The 17,583-nt window shown below is 70.8% G+C and carries 15 protein-coding genes and 1 pseudogene; 6 read left to right on the top strand and 10 right to left on the bottom strand.

Annotation, left to right across the window (positions count from 1 at the left end; translation table 11 throughout):
- Positions 1–84: 84 nt before the first annotated feature.
- From A4R43_RS08120 to A4R43_RS08110, 3 genes are all read right to left on the bottom strand, one after another.
- On the bottom strand, positions 85–1,068 hold the full coding sequence (locus A4R43_RS08120; protein ID WP_113691751.1) for an ArsR/SmtB family transcription factor: 984 nt from the start codon (positions 1,066–1,068) through the stop codon (positions 85–87).
- Positions 1,069–1,166: 98 nt separating this feature from the next.
- Entirely contained in the window at positions 1,167–1,805 is a 639-nt protein-coding gene (locus A4R43_RS08115) for a response regulator transcription factor (protein ID WP_113691750.1), read from the bottom strand.
- Positions 1,802–2,911 carry a sensor histidine kinase gene (locus A4R43_RS08110; RefSeq protein ID WP_113691749.1) on the bottom strand — a complete coding sequence of 370 codons (1,110 nt, stop codon included), beginning with the start codon at positions 2,909–2,911 and terminating at the stop codon, positions 1,802–1,804. Before A4R43_RS08110 ends, A4R43_RS08115 begins: the two co-directional genes overlap by 4 nt.
- Before the next feature lie 108 nt (positions 2,912–3,019).
- Here A4R43_RS08110 and A4R43_RS08105 point away from each other — a divergent pair, with 108 nt between their 5' ends.
- Positions 3,020–4,399: an alpha/beta hydrolase gene (locus A4R43_RS08105; RefSeq protein WP_113691748.1), complete on the top strand. Its 1,380-nt coding sequence runs from the start codon at positions 3,020–3,022 to the stop codon at positions 4,397–4,399.
- Between the two features lie 92 nt (positions 4,400–4,491).
- Here the strand turns inward: A4R43_RS08105 and A4R43_RS08100 are convergent, their stop codons facing one another.
- From A4R43_RS08100 to A4R43_RS08090, 3 genes are read right to left on the bottom strand one after another with little or no spacing between them, the layout of a single operon-like run.
- A complete protein-coding gene (locus tag A4R43_RS08100) occupies positions 4,492–4,725 on the bottom strand; it encodes a hypothetical protein (RefSeq protein WP_113691747.1) in 234 nt (77 codons plus the stop codon).
- Between the two features lie 49 nt (positions 4,726–4,774).
- Positions 4,775–6,853, bottom strand: a complete 2,079-nt coding sequence (locus tag A4R43_RS08095; RefSeq protein ID WP_113691746.1) for a catalase — start codon at positions 6,851–6,853, stop codon at positions 4,775–4,777.
- 47 nt (positions 6,854–6,900) lie between these two features.
- Positions 6,901–8,385, bottom strand: coding sequence for a SulP family inorganic anion transporter (locus A4R43_RS08090; RefSeq protein WP_113691745.1), 1,485 nt, complete (start codon positions 8,383–8,385; stop codon positions 6,901–6,903).
- Between the two features lie 242 nt (positions 8,386–8,627).
- Here A4R43_RS08090 and A4R43_RS08085 point away from each other — a divergent pair, with 242 nt between their 5' ends.
- Positions 8,628–11,261 carry an arabinosyltransferase domain-containing protein gene (locus A4R43_RS08085; protein ID WP_236809187.1) on the top strand — a complete coding sequence of 878 codons (2,634 nt, stop codon included), beginning with the start codon at positions 8,628–8,630 and terminating at the stop codon, positions 11,259–11,261.
- Between the two features lie 13 nt (positions 11,262–11,274).
- On the opposite strand, the gene A4R43_RS08080 is transcribed toward A4R43_RS08085, so the two are convergent.
- Together A4R43_RS08080 and A4R43_RS08075 are read right to left on the bottom strand one after the other, a co-directional pair.
- A complete protein-coding gene (locus A4R43_RS08080; RefSeq protein ID WP_236808838.1) occupies positions 11,275–11,664 on the bottom strand; it encodes a MerR family transcriptional regulator in 390 nt (129 codons plus the stop codon).
- A 101-nt stretch (positions 11,665–11,765) separates the two neighbouring features.
- Positions 11,766–12,458 carry a type 1 glutamine amidotransferase domain-containing protein gene (locus tag A4R43_RS08075; protein ID WP_113697426.1) on the bottom strand — a complete coding sequence of 231 codons (693 nt, stop codon included), beginning with the start codon at positions 12,456–12,458 and terminating at the stop codon, positions 11,766–11,768.
- A gap of 146 nt (positions 12,459–12,604) precedes the next feature.
- Here A4R43_RS08075 and A4R43_RS08070 point away from each other — a divergent pair, with 146 nt between their 5' ends.
- From A4R43_RS08070 to A4R43_RS08060, 4 genes are all read left to right on the top strand, one after another.
- Positions 12,605–13,486: a helix-turn-helix transcriptional regulator gene (locus A4R43_RS08070; protein WP_205215270.1), complete on the top strand. Its 882-nt coding sequence runs from the start codon at positions 12,605–12,607 to the stop codon at positions 13,484–13,486.
- Between the two features lie 82 nt (positions 13,487–13,568).
- Complete coding sequence (locus A4R43_RS42615; RefSeq protein ID WP_162788367.1) at positions 13,569–13,724, top strand: type 1 glutamine amidotransferase family protein; 156 nt, start codon at positions 13,569–13,571, stop codon at positions 13,722–13,724.
- Between the two features lie 100 nt (positions 13,725–13,824).
- Entirely contained in the window at positions 13,825–14,682 is an 858-nt protein-coding gene (locus tag A4R43_RS08065) for a transposase family protein (RefSeq protein WP_113691743.1), read from the top strand.
- Positions 14,683–14,732: 50 nt separating this feature from the next.
- The gene (locus A4R43_RS08060; protein WP_205215269.1) at positions 14,733–15,098 is read left to right on the top strand and encodes a DJ-1/PfpI family protein; all 366 of its coding nucleotides are present in this window, start codon (positions 14,733–14,735) and stop codon (positions 15,096–15,098) included.
- Here A4R43_RS08060 and A4R43_RS08055 read toward each other — a convergent pair.
- Positions 15,073–15,975: pseudogene (locus A4R43_RS08055) on the bottom strand (CE1 family esterase); the annotation flags it as partial. The gene A4R43_RS08060 and the pseudogene A4R43_RS08055 overlap by 26 nt on opposite strands.
- Before the next feature lie 16 nt (positions 15,976–15,991).
- Entirely contained in the window at positions 15,992–17,512 is a 1,521-nt protein-coding gene (locus A4R43_RS08050) for a non-reducing end alpha-L-arabinofuranosidase family hydrolase (RefSeq protein WP_205215268.1), read from the bottom strand.
- Positions 17,513–17,583: the final 71 nt, after the last annotated feature.

Genomic DNA, 17,583 nt, shown 5'->3' with positions numbered 1-17,583 from the left:
CTGTTGACACCTGGCGACACAGCCAACAGCGGGTCAGTCCGTTCGCGCCACGAGTTTGCCCCAGCGGGAAAACATCGGCTGCGCTCAGTGGAAGTAGTGCCCGTCGAGCAGGCCCGCGCCGAGCTGCGTCAAACTGTGGACCACGGCCGCGCCCTGCCGCTCGCTGCGCAGCAGCCCGGCCTCGCGGAGCACCGTCGCCTGCTTGCTGGCCGCGCTGACCGACGTGCCGAGCAGGTGCGCGAGTTCGCTGGTGCTGCGCGGCACGCCCACCGCGCCGAGGCATTCCGCGCGCGTGCGGCCGAGCAGCTTGACCAGTTCCGGTGACACCGCGCGTTCGGCGGGCAGGCCGCCCGCGGCGGGGTAGACCAGCACCGGCACCCGCTCCGGGTCCATCAGGGTGACCGGCCGGTCGGTGCAGAAGTAGGCGGGCACCAGGGTCAGCCCGCGGCCCGACAGGTGCACCGTGCGCTCGACCGGGTACCGCATCAGCAGTTCGGCGCCGTCCCAGCCGACCACGCCCGGCAGCTCGGCGAGCATCTGCCCGACCCCGGCGGTGACCAGGGTGTCCGCCCGCCGCGCCCGGTCGGCGCCCACCACGCCCCCGACCTCCGGCCAGTGCGGCGCCACCAGCAGGTCGTGGGCCCGGCGGGTGGCCTCGGTGACGGCCTGGACCTGGCCGAGCCGCCCGGCGGCCAGGTCACCGGCCCAGCCGGGGGCCCGCCGATCGGCGAACACGGCCGCGACATCGGCACGCAACGCGGCCCGCGGCGTGCAGGCCAGCGCCTCGCACCCGGCCGCCACGTCGGTGATCCGGTCGCCGGGAGTCAGGAAGTCCGGAAACGGGCCGCGCCGCGGCACCAGCGAGAACATCGTGCTCAGCCAGCGCCGGGGCGCGTCGGCCTCGCGGAAGCGTCTCCTGGTCCGCTCCCGCCAGTCGGCCAGGCGCGCGGTCGCCGGGCGTTCCCGCGCGCAGTGCAGGCTCAGCACGGTCTCCCACATCGGGTCCGGCCCCGGCGCGACCCGGACCCGCTGCAGGTCGGCGCGCTCGAACACGATCCTCAGCAGCACCGCGTCCTCCCCTCGACGCCACGGTGACCACCGCACCGTACGCGCCGGGAGATCGGCGGGCCCGCCCAAACGACCGGATCAACCGCTGATCGGAAGCCTCAGCTCCGGCACCGGTGGGCGAGCACGGCCAGCCGCACCCGGTTGTCCGCGCCGGTTTTGCCCATCAGCGCGGTCACATGGGTTTTCACCGTGCTGACGGCCACGTGCAGGCGGGCCGCGATTTCGGCGTTGGACAGGCCGGCGCCGACCAGCGCGAGCACGTCCCGTTCCCGGTCGGTCAGCGAAGCGAGTTCCTTGGCGTCACCGGTTTCCCGGTGCGCGCCGACGGCCTTGCGCACCAAGCGGCGCAGCACCTCCGGGCTGAACGGCGACTCCCCCGCGGCCGTGCGCCGGATCGCGTCGAGCAGTTCCTCCGGCGGCGCGTCCTTGGTGAGAAAGCCGTGTGCGCCCGCGGACAGCGCCGGGTACAGGTGCTCGTCGTCGTCGAACGTGGTCAGCACGAGGATCCGCGTCCCGGGCCGCGTGGCGGTGATGCGCGCGGTCGCGGTGATGCCGTCCACGCCGGGCATCCGCAGGTCCATCAGCACCACGTCCGGCGACAGGCCGGCCACCTGCCGGATGGCTTCCTCGCCGTTCTCCGCCTCGCCGACCACCTCCAGGTCCGGGCTGCCCTGGCACAGCATGCGCAGCCCGGCGCGGACCAGCCGCTGGTCGTCGGCCAGCAGGACGCGGATCACGGCTCCGCCCCGGCCGGGATCGTCACGTCCAGCGCCCAGCCGCCGTCCCGGCCGCCCGCACTGACCCGCCCGCCGAGCAGCTCGACCCGCTCACGCATGCCGACCAGCCCGAAGCCCGGCGAACCGGGTCGCGTGCCCGTCCCGTTGTCGGTGACCACGATCCGCGCGCCGTCCTCCCCCGCCCGCACGGTCAGCGTCGCGCGCGGGCCGCCGTGCTTGACCACGTTCGTCAGCCCTTCCTGCACCACGCGCAGCACCGCGAGCCGGCGGATCGAGTCGAGCGCCCCCACCCCCGGGTCGATGTCCGCGTCCAGCGTCACCCCGGCCGCACGCGTGCGGTCGACCACCGCGGCGAGCGCGGTCGGCAGGCCGTCGTCCCCGGCAACCGCGGCACCGGCCGCGTCGGTCATCGACGCCGGATCGCGCAGCACGGTCATCAGCCGTTTCAGGTCGGCCAGCCCGGTCCGGGTGGTGGTGTGGGCCTGGGCGAGTGCCTCATCGACCGTCGGATCGCTGCCGCGCAGGTGGTGCCGGGCCGCGCCGACCTGCACCGCGATCGACGCCAGGTGGTGTGCCACCAGGTCGTGCAGCTCGCGGGCGATGGCCGTGCGCTCGGCGACGCGCGCGGCCAGCACGGCTTCCTCCCGGCGGCGGTCCGCCTCCAGCGCGACGCGCAGCACCGACCGGATGTACACGCCGAGCAGCACCGGGGGCGCGGTGGTCAGCAGCAGCGAAACCGGCGTCAGCAACGGGTCCAGGCGCGGTACGTACAACCACAGCTGCGCCACGGCGAACAACGCGGTGCCCAGCAGGCACGGCCACCCGTCGCGGCGCATCCACAGCTCGCCCAGCGTGATCATCGCGAGCACGAACATCACCGGCATCACCGCCTGCGCGCCCCCACCGTCCACGGCGAACAGCAGACCCGCTTGCCCGATGGCCGCGAGCAGCGGAATCCACGCACCCGCCGCCGTCAGCACCGAAGCGCCGAGGCCCAGCACCCAGTCGAGCCAGGTGACCGGCACCGGGCCGTGCAGCACGGCCAGGTAGGCGGCCGTCACCAGCACGGGCAGCACCCGCACCGGCAGCCATCGCAAGGTGGTCACGCCCCGACCTTAGGAACTCGCGCGCGGCCTCGCCTCCTCCCGCGGTAGGAGACGACCGTGGCTGCCGGTGGGAGGTGCGCGGCCGGTCGCGGCGCCACCGTGGAGCCCATGAACTTCGGTTTCCTGCTGCTGTCGGCCGGTCTGACCGCGTCGGCACTCGTGCCCTCCACGCCCGAATGGGTGCCCTGCGCGGACAATCCGGCCGCGTTGTGCACCACGATCGAGGTCCCGGTCGACTGGTCCGATCCGGACGGTGACCAGTTCGGCCTCGCCGCTGCCCGGCATCCGGCCACCGGGGAGAAACACGGCACGATCGTGTACCTGCCCGCCGGTCCGGGCAGTTCCGGTGTGGACGCGGTCAGCAACGAGCAGACACTCGGCATGCTGCTGCCGCCCCAGGTCGTCGAGCATTTCGACGTGGTCAGCTTCGACCCGCGCGGGGTGCGCCGGAGTTCGCCGGTGCTCTGCGACTCCGCACTGGTGTCCACTTTGTACCGCCCGGAACCACGCAACCAAGCCGAGTTCGAGGACCTGCTCGCCGCGCAGGCCGCCGTCGGCGCGGACTGCCGCGAACGCACCGGCCCGGTGTTCGACCACCTCGACAGCACGCAGGTGGCACGGGACGTGGACCGGCTGCGCGCCGTGCTCGGGGAGGACCGGCTGAACCTGTACGCGTTGTCGTACGGCACGGTGGCCGGTCAGATGTACGCCGAGCAGTTCCCGGAGCGGATCCGCACCCTGGTGCTGGACGGGGTGTACGACCACAGCGTCGACTCGGGGCGGTTCGCCGAGGTGAGCGCGCTGGCCGGGCAGGAGTCGTTCGACCAGTTCGTCGCCTGGTGCGACACCGATCCGGCGTGCTCGCTGCACGGCACCGACGTCCGCGCCCGCCTGGCCGCCCTGTACGACCGCGCCGAAGCGGGCACCCTGCCCGAGGCGGTGGACCCCGGCGAGCTGACCAGCCGGGTGGTTTCCCCGCTGACCCGGCCGGATCTGCCCGCCGTCGCCGCCGAAATCACGCGCCTGGAAGCCCCGGCAGCACCGGCGTCCCCGCGGACTCAGGGCGCGCCGAGCACGGAAACCATGCCGCTGCCCATTTTCCTGCAGTGCGCGGACAACCGGAACGACCTCGCTTCCTACGCGGACGTCGAAGAACTGGCTGCGCGCACCCGCGCGGTTGCGCCGGATGTGCGTTCGGGCGCCTACGACACCGCGACCCTGTGCATCAACCCGCCCGTGCCCGCCACCAACCCGCAACGCCCCCTCGACGCCGACGACGCGCCGCCGATCATGGTGCTGACCTCCCGCTACGACGCGGCGACGCCCTATCAAGGCGCCCAGCACGTCGCCGCGCAGCTGCCCGATTCGGTCCTGGTCACCTACGACGGCATGGGGCACGGGGCCGCCACCCGCTCGGACTGCACCAAGTCGTTGGTACACCGCTACTTCAGCGACACCACGCTGCCCACGTCCGCCACCCGCTGCTGACCACGTCGCGGTGTCACGAATGTGGCTTTCGGGACGCCAAACGTCTCGAAAGCCACATTCGTGACATTCGGGCAGACGGCCGGGCCATCCGACTACTTCGCCAGGCGCGCGGCGAGCAGTTCCTTCCCGCGCTCGGCGCCCTTCCGGCTCTCCTCCTGGGCCCTGCGGAAGAAGTCGGCGAGTTCGTTGTCCCCGTCCCGTTCGGCGTCCTTCGCGTAGGTTTCCATCCGCAGCGCGTTGGACAGGCACGCCTCGGTGAACCAGATGATGTTGTAGTGCTTGTCCTTGGTCCCGGTGACCTGGCCGGTTTCCTCGTGTGCCACCACGGGCTCCCTTCTCTTGTCCGTGGTCACCGCATACCCGCCACCGCCGGTTTCATGCGGGCACGGAGTCGGTCTCCCGGTTCCAGCTGCGATGCGCGGCCAACGCGGCGAGCAGCGACGCCCCGAACTCCTCGGGCAGGTCGCCCGCGGCAGCCGTCGTGGTGACCACTCCCTCGGCGTCCTCCGGCAGTCCGATCCGCCGCAGCAGCTCGACCCCGGAACCGAAGGCGGCCACCGGCTTCGCGTGCTTGTACGCCTCGGCCACGAAATGCATGGCATACCCGTCCCGCGCGAGCGTCCGCGTGCTCTCCGGGCCGCACGGGAGGACCACCGCGTCGTACAGCACCGACGCCATGGTGTTCAGCTGCCGGTCCACGCGCAGCGGATCCCCGTCACCGCCCGGGCGCAGTTCACCGTCGGCCGGGGCGAGCACCTCGGCCTCCACCTCGTGTGCTTCGAGAGCGGAGACCAGCCGCCGGATCCCGATCGTGTCGGCACCGTCGCCCGCCAGGATCGCCACCTTCCGCCCGTGCGGGGTCAGCCCGGGTTGGCCCAGCTGCGACAACGCCGCCGACCGCTTGCCGTGGTTCGCCCGGCCGGTCGGGGTGGGTTCCGCAACGCCGACACCCGCGGCGACGCGGACCGCCAGGTCGTGGTCGACCTCGTTGAGGTGCCCCACCACGGCCTCGCGGATGGACATCGTCTCCACCTTGCCGAGTTCGAAACGGAAGGCCGCGACGATGTGCTCGCGCTCGACCTCGCTCATGCTGTTCCAGAACAGCGTCGCCTGGCTGTAGTAGTCCTTGAAGCTCGGGCTCCGCTCGCGGATCTTGTGCCCCGACACGGCTTCGGTGTAGTGGTGGAACCCGCCCGCGTCGGCCAGCGCGGGGCAGCCGCCGCCGAGGCTGTTGCGGAAGTAGCTGGTCCGGCCGCGGTGGATGGCCTGCTGCCCGTACCCGTCGCGCTGGTTGGTGGCCACCGGCGCCACCGGGCGGTTGACCGGCAGTTGCGAGAAGTTCGGCCCGCCGAGGCGGATCAGCTGCGTGTCGAGGTAGGAGAAGTTGCGTGCCTGCAGCAGCGGGTCGTTGGTGAAGTCGATGCCGGGTACCACGTTCGCGGTGTGGAAGGCGATCTGCTCGGTCTCGGCGAAGAAGTTGTCCGGGTTGCGGTCGAGCACCAGGTGGCCCACCGGCCGCACCGGCACCTCCTCCTCCGGAATGATCTTGGTCGGGTCGAGGAGGTCGAAGTCGAAGGTGTGCTCGGCGTCCTCGGCGACCAGCTGCACGCCCAGCTCCCATTCCGGGAACCGCCCCGCTTCGATGGACTCCCAGAGGTCGCGCCGGTTGAAGTCGGGGTCCTTGCCCGCGATCTTCTGGCATTCGTCCCAGAGCAGCGAATGCGTGCCCGCCACCGGTTTCCAGTGGAACTTCACGAACGTGCCGCGCCCGTCGGCGTTGACCAGCCGGAAGGTGTGCACGCCGAAGCCCTGCATCATGCGGTAGCTGCGGGGCAGCGCCCGGTCCGACATCAGCCACATCATCATGTGCATGGTTTCCGGCTGCCGGGCGACGAAGTCCCACAGCGTGTCGTGCGCCGACTGCGCCTGCGGGATCTCGTTGTGCGGCTCGGGTTTCACCGCGTGCACGAAGTCGGGGAACTTGATCCCGTCCTGGATGAAGAACACCGGCATGTTGTTGCCGACCAGGTCGTAGTTGCCCTGGCGGGTGTAGAACTTCGTGGCGAAACCACGCACGTCGCGCACCGTGTCCGCCGAGCCGCGGGAGCCCGCGACGGTGGAGAAGCGCACGAACACCGGGATGCGTTCACCGCTGGTGAGGAACTCCGCGGTGGTGTACTCGCTCAGCGAGTTGTCATAGGCCTCGAAGTAACCGTACGCACCCGCCCCGCGGGCGTGGACCACCCGTTCGGGAATGCGCTCGTGGTCGAAATGGGTGATCTTCTCGCGCGCGTGGAAGTCCTCCAGCAGGGTGGGACCCCGTGCTCCGGCGGTCAGGGAGTCGTCGTCGTGGCCGGCCCGGACGCCCTGCTGGGTGGTGAGGACCGTGTTCCGCTGGTCTTCGCGGAACCGGTCGAGCTGTTCCTGTTTCGTGTTCTCGCGTGACTCGGTCATAACCCGCCGGGTGCCCGGGGGCCTCGCGCGTGAAACGCCTCAACGCCTCAGTGGCTGGCGCTCAGTTCCCCGCTGAGCTTGCCGTGCATGACCGCGCTGTGCTTGTTGAGGCCGACGATCTCCACGGTCTTGCCGCGTGCGGCGTACTTGGTGGTGATCGCGTCGAGTGCGGCCACCGTGGAGGCGTCCCAGATGTGGGCATCGGTGAGGTCGATGACCACGTTGTCCGGGTCGTTCGCGTAGTCGAACTGGTAGACCAGGTCGTTGCTGGAGGCGAAGAACAGCTCACCGGTGACCGCGTAGACCACCTGCCCGCCGCCGGGATCGGTGACCGCGCTGACCTCCACCAGGTGCGCGACCCGGCGGGCGAAGATGACCATCGCGGTGATCGAGCCGACCACCACCCCGATCGCGAGGTTGTCGGTCGCCACCACCACGGCGACGGTGATCACCATGACCGCGATCTCCCCGGCCGGCATCCGCTTCAAGGTGGCCGGGGCGACGCTGTGCCAGTCGAAGGTGCCGAAGGCGACCAGCACCATCACCGCGACCAGTGCCGCCATCGGGATGTCGGAGACGACCGGGCCGAACACGATGCACAGGATCATCAGGAACACCCCGGCCAGGAAGGTCGAGAGCCGGGTGCGGGCACCGGCGGTCTTGACGTTGATCATGGTCTGGCCGATCATCGCGCAGCCGCCCATGCCGCCGAAGAAGCCGGTCACCACGTTGGCGATGCCCTGCCCGATCGCCTCGCGGGTCTTGTTCGAGTGGGTGTCGGTGATGTCGTCGACCAGTTTCGCGGTCATCAGCGATTCCATCAGCCCGACCAGCGCGAAGGCGAACGCATACGGCGCGAGCAGCGCCAGCGTGTCGAAGGTGAACGGGACCGCGGGCAGCCCGGGGACCGGGAGCGAGTCCGGCAGCGCGCCCTTGTCCCCCACCGTGGGCACCGCGACGCCCGCGGCGATCGTCAGCGCGGTCAAGGCCACAATGGACACCAGCGGCGCCGGAACCACCTTGGTGAGCTTGGGGAACAGCACCATGATCCCCAGTCCGGCGGCGAACAGCGGGTACACCGGCCACGGCACGTCGATCAGCTCGGGCACCTGCGCCAGGAAGATCAGGATCGCCAGCGCGTTGACAAAGCCGACCATGACGCTGCGCGGCACGAACCGCATCAGCCGGGCGACGCCGAGCGAGCCCAGCACGATCTGGCACAGCCCGCCCAGGATCACCGTGGCGATGAGGTAGCTCAGGCCGTGCTCACGCGCCAGCGGGGCGACCACGAGCGCGATGGCCCCGGTGGCCGCGGAGATCATCGCCGCGCGGCCGCCGGCGATCGAGATGACCACGGCCATGGTGAACGAGGCGAACAACCCCACGCTGGGATCGACACCGGCGATGATCGAGAACGAGATCGCCTCCGGGATCAGCGCCAGCGCCACCACCAGCCCGGCCAGGATCTCGGTGCGCGCCACCTTCGGTGACAGCCACGACGGTCGTGCGACGGGAAGCAGGGAACTCAGCACAGGAAGACAACCTGACGGGCTCGGGCGCCGGGGGCGCGGACAGCGCCACCCAGGGCGGCAACTCTCACGTTACGTTAGATGAGAGATGCACCGACCGTGCAGACGCCCCGGGCGAAGTGAGGCCAGGATCACCCGGAGTTGACCAAGAGCCGTCCCCGTCACCCGAACGAGAAGCCCGCCGACTCTGCCCTAACGTGACTGTTGGTCCAGCGCGGACGAGCGGAGAGGTGCGGGTAGTGGGCATGGCGTCGGCCACGGCACCGGAGGTGACCCGCGCGGACGAGCCCCGGACGCGCACCCGGCGGAGGTCGTTTCCGCGGTGGTGGCCGGCGTTGCCGCTGGCCACGATCGCGTTCGCGCTGGCGATCCCGTTCGCGCCGGTCAAGGCCGAGCAGGTCGAGGTGTCGTGGCCGCGAGCCGGGCAGCCCGCGCACTCTTCGGTGGCGATGTTCCTGCCGTACCGCCCGCTGAGCCTGGACGTCACCGTGGGCTGCACGGCGGTCACCGCCGCCGCGCCCGGCGCGACCACCACCGCTTTCTCGACCTTCCCCGCCGACTCCGCCGACGCCCGCCAGGGGCTGGCACTGCAGATCCGCGACCGGCAGCTGGTGGGCGTCTTCGACGATCGTGAGTACCCGCTCGGGCCGGTTCCGCCCGGCGGTTGCGAATACCGGGTGCACGCCGAAGGCAACGAGCTGCGCCTAGCCGTGTCGTCCCCCACCGGGGAACGGGAACTCGTGCGGGCCGAAGCGCTGGTCCCGCAGGTGGTCGCGTTCGTGACGGACCTGCCCGCCGGCGGATCGGCCGGTGCGGTGTCGGCTCGCGCGCAGGCCGACGCCCGGTTCCAGACCTCGCCCACCCCGCTGAAAGTGGTGCTGATGGCCGGGTTCGCCATCGGCGCGCTCGGCTGCGTTGTCGCCGGGTTCAGGATTTTCGGGCAGCGGCGCGGTGATCCCGGGACGAAGCTGCCGTGGCGCGCGGACGCGGTCTGGACCGGGCTGGTCGGCGCCGGGATCGCCGTCTGGGGTGTGCTGGGCCCGCAGACCGTGGACGACGGCTGGTTCCTCGGCATGCACCGCAATCTCGAGGCGTCGGGGTTCGCGGGCGACTACTACATGGCGCTCAACGCCGCCGAAACACCGGCGATCCTGCTGCAGTACCTGTTCGCGCCGCTGTTCCAGGTGAGCTGGGCGCCGCTGATGACGCGGGTGCCCGCCATGGTGGCCGGGCTGGCGATCTGGCTGCTGGTCCTGGGCATCACCCGGCTGCTGCGCCGGTACACCGAGGCTCCCCGTGTGCCCACCGCGTTGCTCGCCGCGGCGTTCGCCGTGGTGTGGATGTCCAGCGGGGTCGGCCTGCGGCCCGAGCCCTTTGTGGTGCTGTGCACCGGGATCAGCGCCTACACCGCGGTCCGGGCGCGGCTGGGCGGCAATCCGGGCTGGCTGGTGGTCGGCGGGCTCGCGGCGGGCGCGTGCTTCGCGGTGACCTCGACCGGCATGCTCGCGCTGATCCCGCTGGTGGTCGGCGTGCTGTTCACCGCGGGGCGGTCACTCGGCACCCAGCGCACCGTGGTGCTGCTGGCGTTGGTGGCCGCCGCCGTGGCCGTGGCCTCGCCGCTGGTCTTCCTGAACTCCGGCATCGGCGGTTTCGCCGACTCCGCCGGCGCCCGCTACTGGTACGGCGCCGCGCAGAGCTGGTACGGCGAGTTCAGCCGCTACCAGATGCTGCTCGGCGGGGTGCCCGAGGACTTCAGCTTCGAGCAGCATCCCGCGCGCCGCCTGCCGGTGCTGCTGAGCATCGCGCTGCTGGTGATCGTGGTGGTGCTCAGCCCACGGCACCAGCCGGGGCACACCTTCTCGGGCGTGTTCAGCTGGCCGTTCGCCTGGCTCGGGCTCGGCCTGGCCGCGCTGCTGCTCACCCCCACCAAGATCGCCTCGCACTTCTCGGCGCTGGACTTCTTCTCCGCGCTGGTGATCGCCTACGGCCTGGCCGCGCTGCCCCGCGCCTTCGCCCGCGAACGAGCGGGCTGGGTGATCCGGTTCTCGGCGCTGTTCATCATCACCGTCGTGCTCAGCCTCGTCTGGTACGGGCCGAATTCGTGGTGGGCCTACCACCGGTTCGGCATGCCGTTCCTCGACCAGCACCTGGCCGGCGGCCTGCTCGCCAGTCCCGCGGTCCTGGTGCTCGGCGGCGGCGCGGTCGCCGGGGCCTTCCTGCTCTGGCAGAAGCACTCCGGCCGCCGCGGCGCCGACGCGCAACCGTGGCACACCCGCCTCGCCGGATGGACCGCGCTGGTCATCGCCGGGGGTTCCGTCGTCGTCATGCCGGTCGCGCTGGTGGCCCTGCACGGCAAGGCCGCGCTCAACCAGCACACGACCGGTTCGTGGTCCCCCGTGCACACCAACCTCGCCTCGATCACCGGGCAGACCTGCGGGGCCGCCGACGCCGTCCGGCTCGGCGACGGCAGCACCCTCACCGAGCGCATCGGCCAGGCATCCGGCCCGGCGCTGGTCGACTGGCCGATCTCGGTCTGGTACCCGTGCGCCCGGCTCCCCGTGCTCGCCGACGGACTGGTCGAACCACCCGCGCTGCTGCTGCGCGCACCCCACCAGTACGGCTACCACGGCGACCTGACCCGCAGCTACCGGCCCCACGGCGGCGCCTTCGCCCCACTGGAATCCGTGGCGACCTACCGGGAAACACCCGCCGCCCTCACCGGCCACGCCGATCCCGCCGCCTGGGGCACGCTGTCCGAAGTCCACTACCGCTACCCCACCGACGGCTTCGACAAGCAGGTCACCACCACGACAAAGCCCGGCTGGTGGCGAGGCCCCACCTACGCCAGCGAGGACTACACCGGCCAGCCCGCACCCTGAGCCAGGCCGCGGCTCAGTGCCGCGACTTCAAGGCCAGGATGTGCGACCGCAGCAGGACCTCGAACTCCTCGGCGATGGCCAGTTTCGCCCGCAGCTCGGCGCGTGCCTTCGCGGTGGCCTCGCGGAATTCGACCAGCCGCGCCGCCGGGTCCTCGATCTCCGGGCAGCCCGGCGTCGGGTCGAGGATCGCCAGCAGGTCGCGCATCTCCTCCAGCTGGAAACCCAGTGGCTTCATCCGCTTGATCAGCTGGAGCCGGTCGATGTCCGGTTCCGTGTACAGCCGGAATCCGCCCTGGCTGCGTGCGCTGGGCACCACCAGCCCGACTTCCTCGTAGTACCGGATCGTGCGCAGCGACAGCCCGGTGCGCTCGGCGACCTCGCCGATCTGCATCCGCTCGCCCACCCGATACCTTTCTCGACCAGGCCTTCCGCTCCCCGGTGAGGCTGGCGCGACAATACCGTCACGGCGTGGACGCGGTGCGGAGGCCGGGCCGGTGGGTGTTCCTAGGTGAGCGCGTCGATCATGGCCTCGGCCATCGGGGCGCTCGACGCCGGGTTCTGGCCGGTGAACAGGTTCCGGTCACGGACGTTGTACGGCTGGTAGGCCGGGCCGCTGGTGTGTTCCGCGCCCAGCTCACGCAACCGGCTGGCCAGCAGCCACGGCGCGCCTTCCGCCGTGCCGAACAGCCGTTCCTCCTCGTCGGTGAAGGCCGCCATCTTCCGCCCGGCGAACAGCCACTTCCCCTCGGCGTCCACAGCGGACAGCAGCCCGGCCGGGCCGTGGCAGACGGCGCCGATCACCTTCCCGGCCGCGTCCGCCGCGGTGAGCAGGCGGCCGAGGCCGGGATCCTGGTGGAGGTCGACCACCGGGCCGTGCCCGCCGGGCAGCACCACCGCGACGTAGTCGTCGATGTCCACCTCGTCGAGCTTGCGCAGCGGACCGAACTCCCGCAGGGCGCGTTCGGCGTGCTCCACATACCGGCCGCAGTCCGGACCGGCGATCTCGGGGTCGGCGCTGTGCCGGTCGAGTGGCTGCCGCACACCACCGGGGGAAGCGAAGTCGACGGTGAAGCCCGCCTCGGCGAACTTTTCGTGCGGTGCGGCCACTTCCTCGGCCCAGTACCCGGTGGCGTAGGACGAGCCGTCGGTCCGCTCCCAGGTGTCGGCCGCGGACATGACGATCAGGATCTTGTTCACGAGTTTGTCCTTTTCCGCTGGTTCGGTCCACACCAGCGTGGCTCAGCGGAACCGGCTCCGGGGGCTCATCTCGCGCCCGGTGCGACCTCGGATCCGGCAACCTAGGACGCACAGGTCCAGTCACGAACCGGGCCGCGTCGGCAACAATGGGTTCCGTGGCCGAGAACAATCGCGAACTCGCCGACTTCCTGCGGCGGGCCCGTGCCCAGGTGGATCCGTCGCGGGCGGGCCTGCCCGCCGACGAGCGCGTGCGCCGCGTGCCGGGCCTGCGCCGTGAGGAGGTCGCCCGGCTGGCCGGTGTGTCCACCGACTACTACGCCCGGCTCGAACAGGGACGGCGCATCACGCCGTCGGCGGCCGTGGTCGAGGCGATCGGCAGGGCGCTCGGGCTCGACGCGGCCGGACGCGCCCATCTGGAGGACCTCATCGGGCTGTCCGCGGCCCCGGCGGGCCGTCGAGCCCGGGACGTGCAACGCGTGCGGCCGGGCCTGTACCAGCTTCTCGACTCGCTGGACGGCGAGCCCGCGCTCGTGCTCGGGCGCCGCACCGACGTCCTGGCCGCCAACCGGATGGCGAAGGCGTTGTTCACCGACTTCGACCGGCTGCCACCGGCGCGGCGCAACTACGCCCGCTGGATGTTGCTCGACGAGGACGCCCGGTCGCTGTTCGTGGACTGGCCGGAGCAGGCCAGGGCGGCGGTCGAGAGCCTGCGGTTCGAGACCGGCCGCGACCCCGCCGACCGCGCCACCGCCGAGTTGGTCGCCGAACTGGGCGAGCGCAGCCCTGAGTTCGCGCGGTGGTGGGAGCAGCACCGCGTCCATCAGCGCACCCACGGTTCGAAGCGCCTGCGCCACCCGGTCGTGGGCGACCTGACCGTCGAGTACGAAAGCCTCACTCCGCCCGGCGATCCGGACACGACCCTGTTCGTCTACACCACCGAGCCGGACTCCCCGTCCCGGCGGGCGATGAACCTGCTCGCGAGCTGGACGGCCCAGGGACCCGAGCGCGCTGCCCCGGCCGGACCTTGACTTCCCGCCCGCGGTGCGGGCTATGGTGAGTTCTGGGAGCGCTCCCGGCTTCCGGTCCGAGGACATCGAGAAGGAGCGAGTGATGGCCCGAGTGCTGATCCTGACCGGCGACGCCGCCGAGGAACTCGACTCGATGTACCCGATCTTCCGGCTGCGCGAGGGCGGGCACGAGGCGGTGGTGGCCGCTCCCACCACTCGCGCGGTGAAACTGGTCGTGCACGACTTCGAACCCGATTGAGGTTTTCTCAGTAGTGGGTGTTGGGGGTGGTGGGAACGAGGACGGAGAGCCTTGCTAGGACTGGATTTGCGAAGATCAAGTCCGACCGCGAAGGCTCTCCGTGACCTCCTATCGTGCCACGCTCGATGTCGACCGCCCGATCGGCCAGTACCTCGCCCAGCTCCTGGCCGACGAACGCGCCCGCCGCGGCACCCGCACCGGCCGCCGGGCACTAACGGTCTGGGGCCACGCCGTGCTGGTCCTGCGCTGGCTCCGCGACGCCACCCGGGTGAAAAACCTCGCCACCGACAACCACATCGGCCTGGCCACCGCTTACCGCTACCTGCACGAAGGCCTCACCGCACTGGCCAGCCAAGCCCCCGAGCTGCCCGACGTGCTGGCCCAGCGCCTGGCCGCCGGGGACACCCACCTCATCCTCGATGGCACCCTGGTCCGCACCACCCGCGTCGCCGGCACCGTCGGTAAAACCCGCGGCCGGACCGCCGGTAGCCGGGTGCATCGCTGGTACTCCGGCAAACACCGCGCCTTCGGCGCCAACATCCAGTTCCTGGCCACCGCCGACGGATTCCCCCTGTGGTGCTCCGAGCAGCTACCCGGCACCGTCAACGACCTCACCGCCGCCCGCACCCACGGCATCATCGGCCCACTCTGCGCCGCCGCCGCACACGGCCTGACCATCCTGGCCGACAAGGCCTACCACGCCGCCGGGATCGGTATCCGCACCCCGTTCAAAGGCGCCCCCGGCAACCACCCCCTGCACGGACGGCCGCTGCACATCGACCAGCACAGCCACAACACGCTCCACAACAGTCTGCGGGCCCGCGGCGAACGCGCCGCCGCCCTGCTCAAAACCCGCTGGAGAGCCCTCCAGCGGGTCACTCTCAGCCCCAGCCACATCGGCACCATCATCAAAGCGGCCCTGGTACTCACCCAACTCGAGCACCAAGACCGCTACTGAGAAAACCTCATTGTGACGCCTACACCGAGAAACCCGGACATCTGCTGCCCGTGGACCTGCCGTTCGGCGAGGTCGACCCGGCGGAGTTCGACGCGCTCGTCATCCCCGGTGGACGCGCACCGGAGTACATCCGGACCGATCCCGACGTGGCCCGCATCGTCCAGTACTTCTTCGACCACGAGCTGCCCGTCGGCACCATCTGCCACGGCGCCCAGGTGCCCGCCGCGCTCGGCCTGCTGCGCGGCCGCACCACGGCGGCCTTCCCTCCCCTGAAGACCGACGTGGAACTGGCGGGCGCGACCTTCGCCGACGCACCGGACGTCGTCGACGGCGCGATGGTCTCCTGCCGCGGCTGGCCCGACCTGCCCGAGTGGTCGCGCGCGTTCATGCGGGTGCTGGAGAAGTCAGCGCGGTGAAGAACTTCCACACCTCACCCGCCGTCCAGGTCTGCCAGCCTGCACAACCGCACCCGTCGATGGGCGCCGGGGTGTGCCCGCCGTCGAACGCGGCCCACACCACCGGGTATCCCGGCAGGCAGCCGGAATAGGCGGTCACCACGTGGCTCCGGCTGCCCGGCGCCGGTTCGGGCGGGTTCTGCGCCGTGCAGCCGTTGTTCTTCACGAACCGGTCGCGCAGCGCGCGCCCCTGCGAAATGTTCAGCACCGTGTCCCCGAGCCCGTGGATGCCCAGGTACGCGATGGGCTGGGTGCCGCCGGCACACCCGCTCAGCTGCGCGCCCGAGTAGACGGCGACCGCGCGGAAGACGTTCGGCCTGGCACACGCGAGCGCGTTGCTCATCCCGCCGCCGTAGCTGAACCCCATGGCGAAGCGCTGGGCCGTGTCCACGCAGAGCGCCGCGTCGAGCTGCTTGATCATGTCGTCGGTGAAGGTGACGTCCTCACCGCCGGAGTTGGCCCAGCCGTTGCTGATCCCCTGCGGTGCGACGAAGATCGTGCTGTTGTTCGCCAGGCGCCGCTGGCCGTAGTAGGCCCAGTTCGCCCCGTCGGCACCACCGGAGTCGACCTCGTTCGCGGTACCGCCCCACCAGTGGTAGCCGAAAACCAGCCGGTACGGGTGGTTCCGGTGGTAACCGTCCGGCAGCCGCAGGATGAAATCGCGGTTCTTCCCGCCGCTGGAAATCGTGTGGTTGCCGCTCGCCAGCGCCGGCGCCTTCCCGCACCCGGCGGAAGCGGCCGCCTCCGCTGGCGTCGTGGCGGCGGCTGCGGGCCCCGCGGGCAGGACAAGCAGTGCCGCGACGGCGGCGGTTCCCAGCCAGGACCGGTGTTTCACCATCGTGAACTCCCTGTCGTCAGCAGGTGGAATTGGTCTGGGTGAGCAGGCCCATCCGCCAGGGCAGCTTGAGGTAATCACCGCCCGAGCCCGGCGCCATGCCCTGGTACACGTATTGCAGGTGGCACGGGTTGATGGTCAGGGTCTGGTCGTTGCTGGCGCGCACCAGCTCCCCGTGACTGATGTCGTGGGTCCACACACCGCCGGGGAAGGTGACGTTGTTCTTACCGGCGAACGGGTTGCTCTCCGTGGCCGCGAGCGGGGTCCAGGTCCCGGTGAGGCTGCTGGAAGTGAACGAGCGGAAATAGCGTCCGTTCGCGCCGATCGCTTCCTGGATCAGCAGGTACTGGTTGGCACCGGCCACCTTGTACACGTTCGTCGCTTCGAACAACGCGTACTTGGCATCCGACAGCACGATCTGGGTGTTGCCGAAACCGTTCGGGAAATTCGCCATGGTCGTCTGCGCGCGGTAGATGTGGCCGTTGTCGTCGCTGAAGAACAGGTAGCAGTTCGCGCTGTCGCAGATCACCCAGAAGTCGATCCACTGGCCGTCGCCCTTGTTCTGCGTGACGATCGGCGGTTCCTGCGCGATGAAGGTGCGCGGTGCCGACCACGACCGCGGATCGGCCGGATTGGTGCTGGTGGAATAGGTCGGCGGCGCCGTCTGGTAGACCAGGTACCACAGGTTCTGCGGGGCGAAGTGGAACAGCTGCGGCGCCGCGCGATAACCGGGGCCGATCGCCGAGGCGGTGTCCAGATACGTGTGCGGTGCCGCGGCGGCCTGCGACCAGTCACCGAAGTTGTAGTTGACCAGTCCCCAGCCGGACGGGCTGGCGGTGGTGGCGTACACCACCCACTGGTTGTTGTGCCGCACCACGGTGAAGTCCTTGACCGCCAGCGCGCCGGGGTGCTGCGCGTCCGGCTTCGGCCCGGCCAGCACGCCGCTCGAAGACCACTGGAAACTCGACGGCAGCGCACCGCCGGGGGCGCTGGTGACCGGGACGAGCTGCCACTGCTGGTTGGTGCCGCCGTGGTCGGCGTACTGGACCACCCGGCCGCCGTCGGCGGTGGAGCCGCCCTGGACCTCGACCGCTTTGCCGCTGTTCCGGTTGAGCAGGCGGACGTGCCCGTCCGGGGAGTCGGCCAGCCGGAACTGCTGGTTGGTGGTGTTGTGGTCGGTCCACTGCACGATGTTCGCGCCGTCGGCGGTGGAGAAGTTGTACACGTCGAGCACCTTGCCCGAGTGCCGTGCCTTGACCCGGTAGTACCCGCCGCCCGAGTCGACGAACTGGAACTGCTGGTTGCCGCTGTCGGCGCGGCTCCACTGGTGCAGTTGCGCACCGTCCGAAGTGGACACCCCGGACACGTCGAGCACCTTGCCGCTGTTGCGGTTGACCAGCACGTACCACGCGTTCGGATCCACGGTCGCCGCTCCCGCCGCCGTCACGCCGACGCCGAGCAACGCGCCGGCCAGCATCACCATCACCGCGGCGAATGCCGCCGATCGTCGTCCCCGCCGGAGACTTCCCACGCCGAGCATGCATTCCTCCTAGCGCCGAAGGTGCCGCATGTGAACGCTAACACTGCCGCCACAGCGGAACAAGCCGCAAT

Source organism: Amycolatopsis albispora, from assembly GCF_003312875.1.
Classification (GTDB): Bacteria; Actinomycetota; Actinomycetes; order Mycobacteriales; family Pseudonocardiaceae; genus Amycolatopsis; species Amycolatopsis albispora.
This window is presented reverse-complemented; position numbering and strand designations above follow the sequence as displayed.